The 13,610-nt window shown below is 57.9% G+C and carries 11 protein-coding genes and 1 tRNA gene; 4 read left to right on the top strand and 8 right to left on the bottom strand.

Translation table 11 applies throughout. The features are described 5' to 3' along the window. Positions 1 to 45 precede the first annotated feature (45 nt). From VOI21_RS22530 to VOI21_RS22520, 3 genes are read right to left on the bottom strand one after another with little or no spacing between them, the layout of a single operon-like run. On the bottom strand, positions 46 to 738 hold the full coding sequence (locus VOI21_RS22530) for an ABC transporter substrate-binding protein (protein WP_323772217.1): 693 nt from the start codon (positions 736 to 738) through the stop codon (positions 46 to 48). A gap of 31 nt (positions 739 to 769) precedes the next feature. After that, positions 770 to 1,612: an ABC transporter permease gene (locus VOI21_RS22525; RefSeq protein WP_323772216.1), complete on the bottom strand. Its 843-nt coding sequence runs from the start codon at positions 1,610 to 1,612 to the stop codon at positions 770 to 772. Beyond that, positions 1,609 to 2,526 carry an ABC transporter permease gene (locus VOI21_RS22520; protein WP_323772215.1) on the bottom strand — a complete coding sequence of 306 codons (918 nt, stop codon included), beginning with the start codon at positions 2,524 to 2,526 and terminating at the stop codon, positions 1,609 to 1,611. The genes VOI21_RS22525 and VOI21_RS22520 overlap by 4 nt, the downstream gene beginning before the upstream one ends. Before the next feature lie 159 nt (positions 2,527 to 2,685). Here VOI21_RS22520 and VOI21_RS22515 point away from each other — a divergent pair, with 159 nt between their 5' ends. Beyond that, the gene (locus VOI21_RS22515) at positions 2,686 to 3,618 is read left to right on the top strand and encodes a LysR family transcriptional regulator (protein ID WP_323772214.1); all 933 of its coding nucleotides are present in this window, start codon (positions 2,686 to 2,688) and stop codon (positions 3,616 to 3,618) included. A gap of 217 nt (positions 3,619 to 3,835) precedes the next feature. On the opposite strand, the gene VOI21_RS22510 is transcribed toward VOI21_RS22515, so the two are convergent. Next, positions 3,836 to 5,053: an FAD-dependent oxidoreductase gene (locus VOI21_RS22510; RefSeq protein ID WP_323772213.1), complete on the bottom strand. Its 1,218-nt coding sequence runs from the start codon at positions 5,051 to 5,053 to the stop codon at positions 3,836 to 3,838. A 59-nt stretch (positions 5,054 to 5,112) separates the two neighbouring features. After that, on the bottom strand, positions 5,113 to 6,468 hold the full coding sequence (locus VOI21_RS22505) for a glycosyltransferase family 2 protein (protein ID WP_323772212.1): 1,356 nt from the start codon (positions 6,466 to 6,468) through the stop codon (positions 5,113 to 5,115). Between the two features lie 440 nt (positions 6,469 to 6,908). On the opposite strand from VOI21_RS22505, the gene VOI21_RS22500 reads away from it, so the two are divergent. Together VOI21_RS22500 and VOI21_RS22495 are read left to right on the top strand one after the other, a co-directional pair. Beyond that, positions 6,909 to 7,370 carry a thiol-disulfide oxidoreductase DCC family protein gene (locus VOI21_RS22500; RefSeq protein WP_323772211.1) on the top strand — a complete coding sequence of 154 codons (462 nt, stop codon included), beginning with the start codon at positions 6,909 to 6,911 and terminating at the stop codon, positions 7,368 to 7,370. Positions 7,371 to 8,669: 1,299 nt separating this feature from the next. Beyond that, positions 8,670 to 8,759 (top strand) — tRNA-Ser (locus VOI21_RS22495). 72 nt (positions 8,760 to 8,831) lie between these two features. On the opposite strand, the gene VOI21_RS22490 is transcribed toward VOI21_RS22495, so the two are convergent. Beyond that, positions 8,832 to 10,021, bottom strand: a protein-coding gene (locus VOI21_RS22490) for an IS3 family transposase (RefSeq protein ID WP_323772210.1) whose coding sequence is annotated in 2 segments (ribosomal slippage) — positions 8,832 to 9,769 and positions 9,769 to 10,021 — 1,191 coding nt in all. Because the reading frame shifts where the segments join, the coding sequence is not laid out codon by codon here. A 701-nt stretch (positions 10,022 to 10,722) separates the two neighbouring features. Here VOI21_RS22490 and ctrA point away from each other — a divergent pair. Further along, complete coding sequence (gene ctrA / locus VOI21_RS22485) at positions 10,723 to 11,439, top strand: response regulator transcription factor CtrA (protein WP_323772209.1); 717 nt, start codon at positions 10,723 to 10,725, stop codon at positions 11,437 to 11,439. Between the two features lie 496 nt (positions 11,440 to 11,935). Here ctrA and VOI21_RS22480 read toward each other — a convergent pair whose 3' ends face one another. Beyond that, entirely contained in the window at positions 11,936 to 12,157 is a 222-nt protein-coding gene (locus VOI21_RS22480; protein ID WP_323772208.1) for a hypothetical protein, read from the bottom strand. Positions 12,158 to 12,782: 625 nt separating this feature from the next. After that, positions 12,783 to 13,538 (bottom strand): DUF1403 family protein, encoded by a 756-nt coding sequence (locus VOI21_RS22475; RefSeq protein WP_323772206.1) that lies wholly within the window; start codon positions 13,536 to 13,538, stop codon positions 12,783 to 12,785. Positions 13,539 to 13,610 lie beyond the last annotated feature (72 nt).

Genomic DNA, 13,610 nt, shown 5'->3' with positions numbered 1-13,610 from the left:
TGTCTCCTCGTTGAGAGAACAGGCTAACTTCAAACCGCGGACTTTTCAGGGGAGCAGGTCAGCAGCACCGGGCTGAGAGCCCCAATAGTCCTCAAAGGCATCAATGGTCATGACTTCACCGGGACGGAACAGCGTGACCTTATAGGGCCCGGTGCCAATCGGCATTTGACCAAAAGCATCAACACCAACCTCAAGGTAATGATCTTTCGGGACGACCTTGGCGTGGTGGTTGGACAGCTTTTGCGGCATGTTCGGGTCGGGTGAATCTGTCTCGATTTCAACGACATATCTTTCGACGGCATCGACCCGCACCATATTCGAGCTGAAGATCGCTCCGCGTGATTCATAGGCATCGTCGGCCCGCAAGCGTTCATGCGACAGGGTGAACGCCACGTCTTCGGCTGTCATTTCGACACCGTGGTGGAACATCACACCTTCGCGCAACGTGATGCGCCAGACCACGCCATCACGTTCCCAGCTGGTTGCGAGTTTCGGTATAACGGTCGCGCCGGTAGGGTCATTGAGCCAGTCAACTTCTGTCAGGGCTTCGTAGAAGTTGATGTTGATGCGGTTGCCGGTCGTGGACAGGCCGTTCAGGGGGGACATCGTGCGCCAGAGGTTATCGACCGCGATACGAATGGCGGGGCGATCTTGGGCCATGCCGATACTGGGAAGCGTGCCAAGCGCCAACGCGCTCGCGCCCAGTAAGGATTTGTTCAGATTACGACGTGTGATCATGTTGTAGTCTCCCTTTTGTCAGCGTTTTTCTTTAAGATTGACGGGCCTTTAGCGTCGGATCGAATTTGTCGCGCAAGGCGTCGCCCACAACGCCAACGGACAGGGTGATGCAGAAAATGATCAGTCCCGGGAACACGGCAATCCACCAAGCTGAGGCCAGATAATCGCGGCCCTCCCCAAGGATCTGGCCAAGGCTGGTATCGGGCGGCTGAATGCCAAGCCCAAGAAAGCTCAGCGCCGTTTCAAGAAGGATGATCGCTGGAATGGTCAACGTCAGCTGCACGATCAGCGCACTGGCGATATTGGGCAGGATGTGGCGGAGATAGAGCCGCCCGGATGTCGCCCCAAGTGACACGATAGCCGCCGAGTAGGTTTGCCGTTTGGCTGACAACACAAGGCCACGCGCCAGACGCGCATAGGTTTCCCAGCCGTACATTCCCATCAGCAGAATGAAGAGAGGCATGGAGTTTCCAAAGAACGCCAGCAGTGTCAGCGCGATCAGGATGAACGGCAGCGACAGCTGAATATCCACAACCATCATCAGGACGTTGTCGACCCAACCTTCAAAGTGACCGGAAATGAACCCTACGATTGTTCCGACCAAGGCACCGATGAAGGTCCCCAAAAGCGCGACGCCGACAGACATTTGCAGCCCGACGATCAGGCGGGACAACAGATCACGGCCAAGCTTGTCCGTCCCCAAAAGAAACTCTCTCGATCCCTCTTCGGTCCATGCGGGCCCAGTCAAACGCGACAACAGGTTTTGTTTGTAGGGATCATGTGGCGCGGCATACTCACCCAGGATGGCAAGCAATGCGACCACAACAAGGAACGCCGCAGCGGCAGCGGTGACAGGGTTGATGCGACCCATCATGTTGAACGCCTCGTGCGTGGATCAAGCAGTCGATACGACAGATCAACCAACAGATTGATAAGGACCATTGCGGCGGCGATGACAAAGACCAGCGCCTGAACCACGGCCAGATCTTTCGATGAAATGGCCGACACCAGAAGCCGCCCGATGCCAGGCCATGCGAAAACCGTTTCCACGACAACCGTGCCCGCGACCAGATTACCCAGGATCAGACCCATGATCGTGATGACCGATAGTGCAGCATTGGGAAGCGCATGAAAGACAGCGCGACGGACCGGGCGGATGCCCTTGGCTTCGGCGGCAAGCATGTAGGTCTTCGACAAGACCTCCAGCATGGCAGAGCGGGTAAAGCGCGCCAGAATGCCGGCCAAGGTCAGACCCAATGCAAATGCGGGCATTATGATATGCGCCCACGAACTTGCCCCGGAACTGGGCAGGACCTGCAACACAAGCGAGAAGAGCAGGATCATCAGGATCCCAAGAAAGAAGTTGGGCAGAGCAAAGCCGACAACCGACACGACCATGATGGAGCGATCAAAAATCGACCCCCGGTACAGCGCAGCCAGAATTCCGGCAGGAACGCCCACAAGGATGGCGAAAAGGTACGACACGCCGCCCAGCCAAAGGGTTTTTGGGAACCGCTCGGCGATCACCTCGAACACCGGTCTTCCGTCGCGGAAAGAGTCGCCAAAGTCACCGCGCATCGCGTTGGTGAGGTAAGCGATGTACTGATCGAACATCGGCTTATCCAGGTTCCACCGGCTGCGAAACATCTCGATCTCACGGTTGGTCGCGTCAGGGCCCAGCATCGCCACGACCGGATCATAAGATGTGCGAAGCAAGATAAAGGTTAGTGTCACCACAACAAAGAGCGTCAGAGCGAGCCTGAACGTTCGTGTGAGCCAGAATTCCATCAATCCCCCAAGAGAGCGTGTGTGTGCAGGATGACCCATCCTAGGCACGACCAGTTAGACGTAGAAAGGGAGTAGTGGATATATGATTATTTTGATTGAAGTCTTAATTGAGGGATGCATGATCGTCTGATCAACCTGATGGACCGAAAAGCGACAGACATGCAAAACCAGATCGAACTGCGTCATATTCGCTATTTTATGGTTCTCGCGCGGGAGCTTCATTTTGGCCGTGCGGCAGACACTGTCGGCATATCGCAGGCCCCCTACAGTCAACAGATCAGGCAACTCGAAGATCGCGTGGGCACGAAGTTGTTTGACCGAACGACGCGCCGGGTGTCCCTGACAGAAGGCGGCATGAAGTTTCTGGAGTATTGCGAGACCATCATCGACACCCTTGACGAAGGCGTCAGCCATGCGCGCGCCGCCAGCAGCGCAGAGGGCGGACGCCTGCGTATCGGCGCAATTCGTCCTGCGTGCGTGTATATCCTTCCGATGGTTCTGAAGGAGTTTCGCGAACTCTATCCCGCTGTTATTGTCGACGTCTTTGGCATGACGACAAGCGCACAGCTCAAAGCTCTGGAAGCGGCAGATTTGGACATCGCGTTGGTTCGCCCCGCCAGCATCCCGGGTTCTTTCCTCGCGGAACAGGTCTGCGAAGAAGGTCTCTGCGCGGGCGTTCACAAAGATCATCCTCTCGCGCAGCGAACAGAACTGACTATTGATGACCTTGATCAGCAGCCAATCGTCCTTTTCACAGACAAGGTAGGCACCGATTATAGTACCTCACTGCGGATGGCCATCGCCCGCCATGACGTGTCCCCGCGTATTGTCGGGGTCTTCTCGGACACCGCCGGCGGTATTTGCCTTGTGGCCTCTGGGCTTGGGATCGCTGTGTTACCCGAATCCTCGCGTACATCTGCGAGCCCCGATGTCGTCTTTCTGCCGATCTCTGTTCCTGATGTCATGGCGAGGGTCATTATGGTTCAGCCAGACCGAAAAGTTAGCCGAAAAGCGCGTGATTTTGCAGCAATCGTAAGGAAAGTCACAACTGAGAGCCCGCTATGGAAGATGACCCCCCGTTCACCTGTTTGATCGAATACTGGGTAATCTTCCGTCTCGCTCGCTGCGACGGTTTATGGTCGTCTTTTAATGCCCCACCAAGCGCGAGCTCAGGTTGAGTTGGGTCTGCCTGTCGAGTGCCTGTCGAGTGCCGCCTCGATGCGGCAGGCGGCATCGGCTTTCAGGACTTTTCTGCGTGCTACGGTGTACATGAGTCCCTTTCGCGGCTTGTCCTTAAGAGCGTGTTAATTCAAATGCCCAGCAATGCTCCTGTAAACTCGTCAGCAAAATAAGGGGCCATGGTCAGCTTGCCGGGGTCAATGGAATGGTAGCGGCCGGAACTCGTGATGCCGATTTCATAACGGTTGTGAAGTTCGCTTTGCGGGTCATAAATGTCGGTTTCGCCGACGGCCACGATCGCACCCCCCTTCACGATCGCCTCAGGCATTGCCTTGGGGTCGAGGCCCCGCAACGCCGGGATGAACTCTGACATCTGGGAAATGGTTCCGGACAGGATTTCGTCCCTTAACGGACCTTCGCATCGATTGGGCCAGTCGGGTGGTGTCACGTCCGAAGTGATTGCGCGCAGGCAGGTTGGATACCATGTCAGGTAGATCTGGCCGTCCGGGTAGGTGACGACTTCGCCGAAAGGCCCCGATATGAATGTTGCACTTTGGGGCACCGGGGCACCCGTCGGGAGCTTAACGCTCACGCCATACTTCAGCCTGTGCAGCCAAGGTCGCTCTGTCGTTACGCCAAAGCTCCGGTCCAGGGCCAATCGGCCATCCCACAAGGCATTCACCGCATGATCAAAGTTGCGGCGAAACTTTTCGCCCATGCATTGCCCCGCGACCGCGATGGAGGCGCTTTCGGCTTCCGCCGACTGGATTTCGCAGTTCAGGTGTACGTCGATATTCGGGTGATTGTGGACACAGTCACCCAACTCGCTGGCCAGTGCCGTCGGGTTCACGGCCACTTCGCACGTCTCGAAGGCGTCCACCGCCACTGCGCCATCGAATTCGTTCTCTCGTTCCGCGCGGGTCCAGCGGCGCGGTCCCGGCATGACATCTTGGCCAAAGTATTGCGCGGTTCCGCCATTGACCGTTTCGACGATCTTGCCGTGCGCGGCTTGCAGATAATGGGCAACCTCATCCGCCGGTCGCTGAGAATCGCGGTGAACGACATAGGCGGCCGGGGACGAGGTTTCAAAGGCCGGTGACCCGCTGCCGAGGAACTTGCGCATGAAAGGATCAAAGGCAAGTGCGCCGCGCGCCATCACCGCAGCCGTCCGCAAGCTTGCGTCATTGGCGTACATGTAGCCGAGATGGATCTTGCCCTCATTGGCCGCGCCTGCGCGGCTGATGAGGCTTGCGTTCTTGTCAAACAGGGCCACGCGCTGCCCGCGTTCGGCCAGTGCCAACGCCAGACAGCAGCCCTGCAAACCACCACCCAAGACCGCAATTTCCATTCGGTTCCCCTTTTCATTTCAGTGCGGTAAACCCGCGGTCTTGCGCACGCCGCCGGAAACTAGTCCAACGCGACGGGAGGCGGAACCACCAACTTGACAGAGGACAGGTGGACACCCAGAACGCGGCTGTCCTCTGCCAGACCAAGCGCATGCGGGCTGGTCGGGTTCTTTACGACAATCGTGAGAACGCAAAGGCCAGCGTCCGGGACAGGGATAGGCAGCGGCTGCTCGTCCTCGAAAGAGGCGGTCAGTACCGGCTTGCCGTTGATCAAGAAATCGACCTGATCGTCCCGTCGCAAGCTGTGACCGGTCAGTTCAAGCGACAGGTTCTCGTTAGTCGTATAAAAGATGACATCCGCTCTTGCCTGCGCAGACCAACGACCGCTTGGCTCGCCGTTGTGCCAGCCGGGACCGACCAGATCGTCCGCGTCGCTGGTTCCAAACTGCACTGACTGCCCCGGAGCGAGCTCCGGGGGCGTGTTTTTGGTGAACTTGGTATGGTTGTCGACCCACCCGCCTTTTTTCATACCATCGAAGAAACGTTGCACCGCGTCCGGATGCAGGCTGAATGTCCGCCCGACCCTCTGTGCAATCGCCAACAAGGGGCGCCGGTATTCCTTCAGCAGGTTCTGGGTCACAAACAAATCGCCCGCCATGTGGATAGCGGCGCAGTTCAGCAATTGCAGACGCGTCAGCGGACCGTCGCAGATCCACGACCACGCCCGTGCATGTTCCGGGCTCTCAGGCGTTACATAGGAATAGCGCCGGACCCCGGAATGAATACACAACACCGAAACATGGCGGTGAAAGGCCATGGTCCGTCCTTGCTTTTGTGCCCTGCTTAACCATTCTTGCGAGGGCGAAAGCCGTGTCTGGTCAACTGGCAGCCACGGCCCGACCTTGTGGCACATGTCCCGGCGCACCGCCCAACAGGACGAAATGACAAAGGCTCTGGGGTCAAATTTACCGTCAGCAACAGCCCCATCCAAAATCAGTTTGTCCTTTGCCGGGTCCACGGGACCGCTGTCGGTGCCCGACTGTTGCAGCAACAGGATCGGCGACCACGAAATATCCGTCCCTGCTTCCTCCATGAACGCGACGCGCGCCCCGATGTGGTCGGGGAAATACATGTCGTCCTGATTCAGAAAGAAGACGTATTTGCCGCGCGCCATTTCGACACCGGCGTTGTGCGGCGCCGATTGATGACCCGTGTTTTCCGGGAGATTGTGGAACCGGATGCGGTTGTCCGGGAAAGCCCGGATCGCGGCCTCTGTCTCGGCGTTGCAGCCGTCGCCGACGACGATCATTTCCCAATCGTCGAAATCCGAGTCCAGAACGCTCTGTATGGCATAGGGGATGACCTTGGGCCGGTTGTACGCCGAGATGATGACGGAAACTGTGGGAGTTTTTGGCATTGTTGCAGCGACCGGACCGTTCTGTTGTATTCCAAGGGCCATTTAGCGACGGTTTGCCGGGACGGAAAGGGGCGTACCCCCATGGGGGCGATCGGTCCGAAAGCCCCTGACCCGCATTTCAGCCGGTCTGGCTCAGCGCGCGGACACCCACCCCGACCAGCCGCGCCTTGGCGGCAGACGCAGTCCGGTGCCATCCGTCCAGATCACTACATTTGGGCCCTACCCGGAGAGCCTTTGCAGTTTAAATCACCCGGCAATCCATTGCTATCCTTGCCCCTTTCCGAAAATGAGCGCCATACCAGACATGCGGGCGGGCACTGCGGGTTGCGGTGCCCAAGGTTCAATGGGCACGATCCCTCATTCCCTTCGGAGGAAGGCGCATCGTTTCCCTTCTGGATGGGTCGCGTTAGGCTAGTCTCAACAACGACAGGAAATAAGCGATGGCCAGACCTATCGAACGGCAAGATTATTCCTACCGTCAAGACCCTGAGGTGCCTGTCTTCGACGACGCCGGCCCCGTGGCGGTGATGGACGGCGACTGCGCCCTATGTTCGTGGGGCGCGCGGACCATTGCGCGGCTCGATCGCGATGAGAAGTTTCGGATCTGTCCGGTGCAATCCGCCACGGGAACAGCGCTTGTGGCGCACTACGGACTTGATCCTGAAGACCCGGAAACCTGGCTTTTGTTGCAGGACGGCCAAGCGTGGTCCGGCATGGAGGCGATCATACGGATTGGTGAGGCATTGGGCGGCCCGGCGCGGATAGCCTCGGTCATGCGCATCTTCCCAAGGCCGCTTCGAGAGTGGCTGTACCGCCGGGTTGCGCGCAACCGCTATCGTCTGGGGCGCACCGACATGTGCGCCATTCCGGACGAGCGATTGCGTCGCCGGCTGATATCCTGACCGTTGGCTGCCAGTATTTGCAGACAGTTCCAGCTTGCGGCGTCAACAGATCGTGGACGGCAACGGCACCATGGACGCCGAAATCCGCATCGCCAATGTCACCGGCCTGACAACGGATGATTTCGTGCTGTAGAGGCCCCCAAGAACGTTCGACTTCAGGTGAACGCTCGCCCTTTTGCCTCGTGCTATCGGGCGAGTTGTCCTGTTTCTCTGGCCTGACGCAATTCGGCGACGTAACGGCGTGCAATACCGATGTGTGCCCACGGCCGCCGGGGATTGCCCACTCTTTCCGTTTTCCTTGTCCATCCCGTGGGTCTCACTTGGCGACAGCGATGGCCGCAAAAATTCCAATTCGAAAGAATCTCAAAGACCCCTTACCTCGATTGCTAACAGCAGCACTACAGGTGTCACCCTCGACACTGGTGACGAATTCCTGTTGCTTCCTCGGGCGTCCCTTGTGGTCACGTCCAGCCAAGCGCTGCCGTCACCGGCGACAGTACGCACGCCTCCATCCTTGGAACGATCTACACGGACGGAAACGGCTGCACCGGGACAATCGAAGTCCCGGGCTTTCGCAAAAAGGTTTATCTCGGCAAAGACGGGTTTGTCGGGAACTCGCTCTCCGGCTCCGCCACCTTCTTCATCGACGGCAGCGGCAATACCGTCGTCAGTGACGGTGTGTGATCTCGGAAGGACGCGGGAATTCACCCCATGTCCGCGGAACCGGCTGCAAGCCAGCGTGCAGACATGCTGAGATTTTGATCTTCGGATTCATCAATGGGTTCTTTTTCCCGCGACATCGCCACTCAGCACTGGGCTGGAACAGCCCTGTCGTATTCGAACGCACGGTGACTTAAACGAGCACTTGGGGCGGCACGAAAGCGCGACAGGTCCATCTGCAGAGCGCAGCGTTTGGCAGCCTTCACCCTCAGATAGGTTTCAATTTCAGGCATCGTGGCTTTGTCAGAGCCGGGTGACGGCAAGTGTGTTTGTCATTACGAGGGCCTCGGCTTGTTCTGTGACTATCGGAAAACGGTCGGCAAACACGCCTCCGCGCTTGTCTCTGCCGCTGCGGGTATCTCCTGCTTAAGGCCGCCTCGAACGGGTTGTTTCCGAGGTGCGTGAGGGTGCTGAAGCCACTTTTTTGGGTAGGAAAAATTGACCAGATCTTGCCCACATTTGGTGCCTTTAAGGGCCTCTGGGTGCACTTTGAGCGATTTTTTACCGGTAGGGAGATTTTTGCGGTTAAAGGCAGTTTCGCCTTGTAATCCCATTATTCACTTGGCTATACGCGTCGGTGGAGACGTGGCCGAGTGGTCGAAGGCGCTCCCCTGCTAAGGGAGTAGGCCCGGAAGGGTCTCGAGGGTTCGAATCCCTTCGTCTCCGCCACAAGCCTTGGTTAACGCCTTGATTTTCATAATTTTAATGATGTCGAGCAAATCCTGACCTGCCACGGGTCTTTCATCCAGCCGCGACCGGAGTCCAAGGGTTGTTTACGCCGATTGGCGCAGGTTGAGCAATCGCCCGACGCGCGGAGCTTTCATCTCGCGCAGCGGGGCGGGCGATTGCGGTGGTCAGAGTCCGCGCGTAGTCGGCCGGGGTTTCGTAACCCAAAGCCGAATGCGGGCGTTCGGTGTTGTAGTCGGTGGCCCAGGCCGAGATCACAACCCGGGCGTGGGCCAAGTTGCGAAACATGGTTTCATTGAGCAGTTCATCGCGCATCCGCCCGTTGAAGCTCTCCACGAAGCCATTCTGCATTGGTTTTCCAGGCGCGATGTAATGCCATTCGACCCTGTTCTCGGAGCACCACCGCAGGATGGCGTTCGAGGTCAGCTCCGTCCCATTGTCCGAAACAATCATGCCGGGCTTCCCGCGCCGCTCGATCAGGGTCGAAAGCTCACGGGCAACACGCTGTCCTGAGATTGAGGTGTCCGGGATCGCCGCGAGGCATTCCCGGGTGACGTCGTCGACCACGTTGAGCACCCGAAAACGCTGGCCACTGGCGAATTGGTCATGGACGAAATCCAGCGACCAGCGCGCATTGGCACGGGCTTCGACCAAGATAGGGGCCCGTGTTCCGACCGCCTTACGCCGGGCCTTCCGTTTGCGCACCGTCAGGCCTTCCTCGCGGTAGAGCCGATAGATCCGGTTAATCCCGGACGGCTCGCCCTCGCGGCGCAGCAGCACGAAGAGCCGCCGATAGCCGAACCGTCGACGGTCGTTGGCCAGTTCGCGCAGACGGCCACGCAGCTCCGTATCCGGAGCACGCTGCGCCTGGTAACGGACCATCTTACGATCCGCCCCGGCAATCCGGCACGCCCGCCGTTCCGAGAGCCCGAGCAAGGACCTCAGATGCGCGACTGCCTCGCGCTTCACGGCAGGCGCTACCACTTTTTTGAAACCAGTTCCTTCATCGCCGCCAAGTCCAACATCTGCTCGGCCAGCAGCTTCTTCAGCTTGGCATTCTCGTCTTCAAGCGCCTTCAACCGCTTTGCCTCCGGCACTGTCATGCCGCCAAACTTGGCCTTCCAGTTGTAGAAAGTCCCTTCCGACATGCCGTGCTTGCGGCACAGGTCCGCGCACTTCGCGCCGGCCTCATGCTCGGCCAAGATGCCGATGATCTGCTCGTCCGTAAATCTCGTTCGCTTCATTGTCCGTCCTCAAGTTGGATCGGACTCTAATCGATGGTGGAGGAAAAATCCCGTGGCAGGTCAGCACCGGTGTTGCGGCATCAAATTCCATTGAGATCACAATCCATGGTTTCGAACCTGCGTTTATTGCACATTTAGTATGCACTTTTTTGGCATTGGTCGCTAGGCTGCTTCGGCAACTTGATGATCGTTAAGAGAAGAATTGCGAGCAGAACGAAAGATTGGCACAGATGGCCTTTAGGCGCTATCGGGTGCCTGGATCCCCTTTAAGATGTCCTGGCACGTCACGACCGGCGACGAGATTATCATCTTCCAAGGTTACCTGCTCGACTTCTTCAACTTCATCGTGATCAATGAGTGTCACCGTAGCTTGGTGCGCTTCGCGCCGCGGACTTTGGCAAATGGCTTCGGATAGCAATGCACAAGGTGAAGGTCCGCTTTTGCGCAATTGGTTTGAATGATCGCATCCGCAGCGATTGTCGGCTCTCCGTCCTCTTTGCGTCACGCTCCATGTGACGCTGGCGTCGGAGCCAACGTCATGGGCGGCTTGGACCTGGATCGTCGCCCTTGGAGTGATGTTCGGGATCTAACCTTCGCGATGCCTCTTGATTGATTGGAGATCCCAAGATTCACGGATCGTTAACCATTTTTTGTGACAAAGTATTAATTTTGTCAAGATGCTAACAACAGGAACCCAGAACATGCGCTTGCTTCTTATCGAAGACGATCTGACGACTGCCCGCAGCATCGAACTGTTGCTACAGACAGCAAACATGAACGTCGAGGCGACGGATCTTGGTGAGGACGGCATCGATCTGGCGAAGCTGTATGACTATGACCTCATCCTTTTGGACTTGGGGCTTCCGGATATGAGCGGTCATGAGGTGCTGCGGAAACTGAGGCTCGCGAAGGTCAACACGCCCATTTTGATCCTCTCCGGGGATGACGACACCACAAGCAAGTTGAAGGGGTTCGGCACAGGCGCTGACGACTACATGACCAAGCCGTTCCATCGCGACGAGCTGATCGCCCGCATCACTGCCATTGTCCGGCGGTCTCAGGGACATGCCCAGTCGATCATCAAAACTGGGCAAGTCGATATCAATCTCGACGCCAAGACTGTCGAAGTCGCTGGGAAACCGCTCAACCTGACCGGCAAAGAGTATCAGATATTCGAGCTGCTTTCGCTTCGGAAGGGCACGACCCTGACGAAGGAGATGTTCTTGAATCACCTCTACAACGGCATGGATGAACCTGAACTCAAGATCATCGACGTGTTTATCTGCAAACTCCGCAAGAAGCTGTCAGATGCGACTGGCGGCGAGAAATCCATCGAAACGGTTTGGGGGCGAGGCTACAGGCTGAACGATCCTGAGCCGCTGATGATCGAATGCAAGTCCGAACAGTCAGCCGCCTGAACCGTCAGTGCTGGGTCAACCAAGTGTGAAGGGTTCTGGCCCGACGCGCCAATCGTTTGATCTTATGCCTGCCAACGAAAATCGAGCGCCGCCTTGGTGGCGTCGTCCGGTTCTTGCTGTGATGTTTGGGCTGGGCTTGGTGGTGCTTTGCTGTTGTTCACTTCGGTCTTTTGGTAGTTGGTGTGTATGACCCCGCGAGGGCATAAAAACTTCGTACTTTGTGCGGACTGCCTACAGGAGTTGGGTTTGGTGGCGCGGTGTGTTCCAGCCCGATCGGTTCGGTATCTCGCCAAATGTTAGGCGACCGTTCGTCGTTCCGACCTGGGAGCGATTTTGCGTTTGTTGCTCGCGGAAACTCTTTGCGCAGCTACCAGGTGCAGTGAACTCTGAATCGTCCACTCAGCTATGGCGCGAACACCTCTGGCGGGCGTGCCGTAGGCGGAACGGGTGTAAGTGTCGGCCACTCGCCTTCTCGATTGAAATACAGTTCAGTCGTTCAGCGCGACGCTTCAAGCCACTGTGATGAATTGCCGTGTCTTGCCGCCAAGTTGGCGCTGCGCTTGACCGGAAGACGCTTCGCCGGGTCCCAAAGAAACTCGGTTTCAGCAATCTGGCGTGCGTTTCGAACCGAACGAGCGACGCCCTTCTCTTTGCCATTTTCCGCGAAGGCACCGGCTTCATGAAGTAGAGACATGATATCGTCATACAGCGTGGACATAGCGGCCTCCGTGGTTGATCCATCGTTGCAGGTACAACCAGCGCTAAAGGCTGTGGGTAAACGTGGGGTTAATCTTGGGGGTGTGTCTGTGGTTGCATGAGTTGCAGGAGTTGGAGGTGTTGCGCCCTGGCATCATAGCGTTTTTCCAATAGCCGAGTGCTGTCTTGGATTGCCTCTGCCAGAGCGCGCAGAGATTGGGCCGTGCCGCAAAATCCATAGGCGTCGCAACGGTCGGCGGAGTGCTCGGCCCGCGCGATGAGTTCGTGTGGGTCCATCGTCATTTCGGCCTCCTTTAGGATTTCCGAATAATTTGAGTTGCAGCGATTAACGTAAGGTTAACTTTGATCCGCAAGGGCGGGGATCGGCGAAAATTTGCATGCGGGTGGCGATCTGCCGTTCTCCAATGGAACATCAGATTCAACGATCGCGGCGCGTTGTCCGGTCATATGTTCTTGTGGTCCGGCTTTCCGGGCGACGATGACTACCTCGTGCCAACTCTGTGGGTAAATGTGTGTCTCGGAAACCGGCGCGGAATGGTCACAAGGTTCAAATCTGATCGTCGCTCGCGGAATTTCCGGCGATCTAGCGCCCGACCTCCACCCATCCGATGGCGGTTGAGATCATGTCAAGTCGACCAAGACGCGGCGCAGGCGGCCGCTGCCTTTTGCTTCCAGTTCGGTGCGACCGCTTTGAGATGCGCTGCCCGCCGCGCGAGGTGAGTTGAGAGACGCACGGCATCGACCGCCGATGAGACGAGCGCACGATGACAAGCCGAGCGTAGGTCTTCGCCTCGCTTGCGCATGTCGGCGCGTTTCAGGCCTGCGGCCAGAAGCGGCACGACATGATCCCAACCAAGCCCCTGAGCGAGGGTCGCGTCAGCAAGGACGAGCGCGGGTACCTCGGCACGGGGGGCATCGTCTAGTACCGTCTCCAGCACCATTGCCGCGCGACTGACCGGTGCCCCCTGCCCGGCATCGAGCCAACTCGCGATCTGATCACCCTGAAGTTCAGGCAGCGCCCGGACCAGAGCTTTCACGGTCACCGGCCTTTCCGTGGCGCGACGCCACGCCAGACAGGTTTCGCCTGCCGGGCCGGGCAGGTCGCCGGGGCGCAGCAGATGGACCACGTCACGCAGCTCCCCTGCCCGCTCCGGTCGCCCGGAAAACGCGACACAAGCCTCCGTCGCACGCAGCGCGAGCTTGTCCCGCAGCAAGGCCTGGGGGACTGGATCGTATCTTAACACAAGATGCAGGTGGTTCAGTGCTGCGCCCGACAAAAACGCCACGTCTTCAAGGGTTTCGGCGCGTGCCGAGGTGACCCAGGGCGGCATCTGGGGTAAGCTAAGAGGGTCGCTGTCGAAGGTTGGCCGGGCATATGTCATGCCACAACACTATCTTGCGGCGGCGCTTTTGACTACCACATAGTGTAAAAACCGCCCCTCTTTGCCGAGCAT

The sequence above is a fragment of the Antarctobacter sp. genome (genome assembly GCF_034670325.1).
Classification (GTDB): Bacteria; Pseudomonadota; Alphaproteobacteria; order Rhodobacterales; family Rhodobacteraceae; genus Antarctobacter.
The sequence above is the reverse complement of the archived record's forward strand: the minus strand, read 5'-3'. Positions and strand labels throughout refer to the sequence as shown.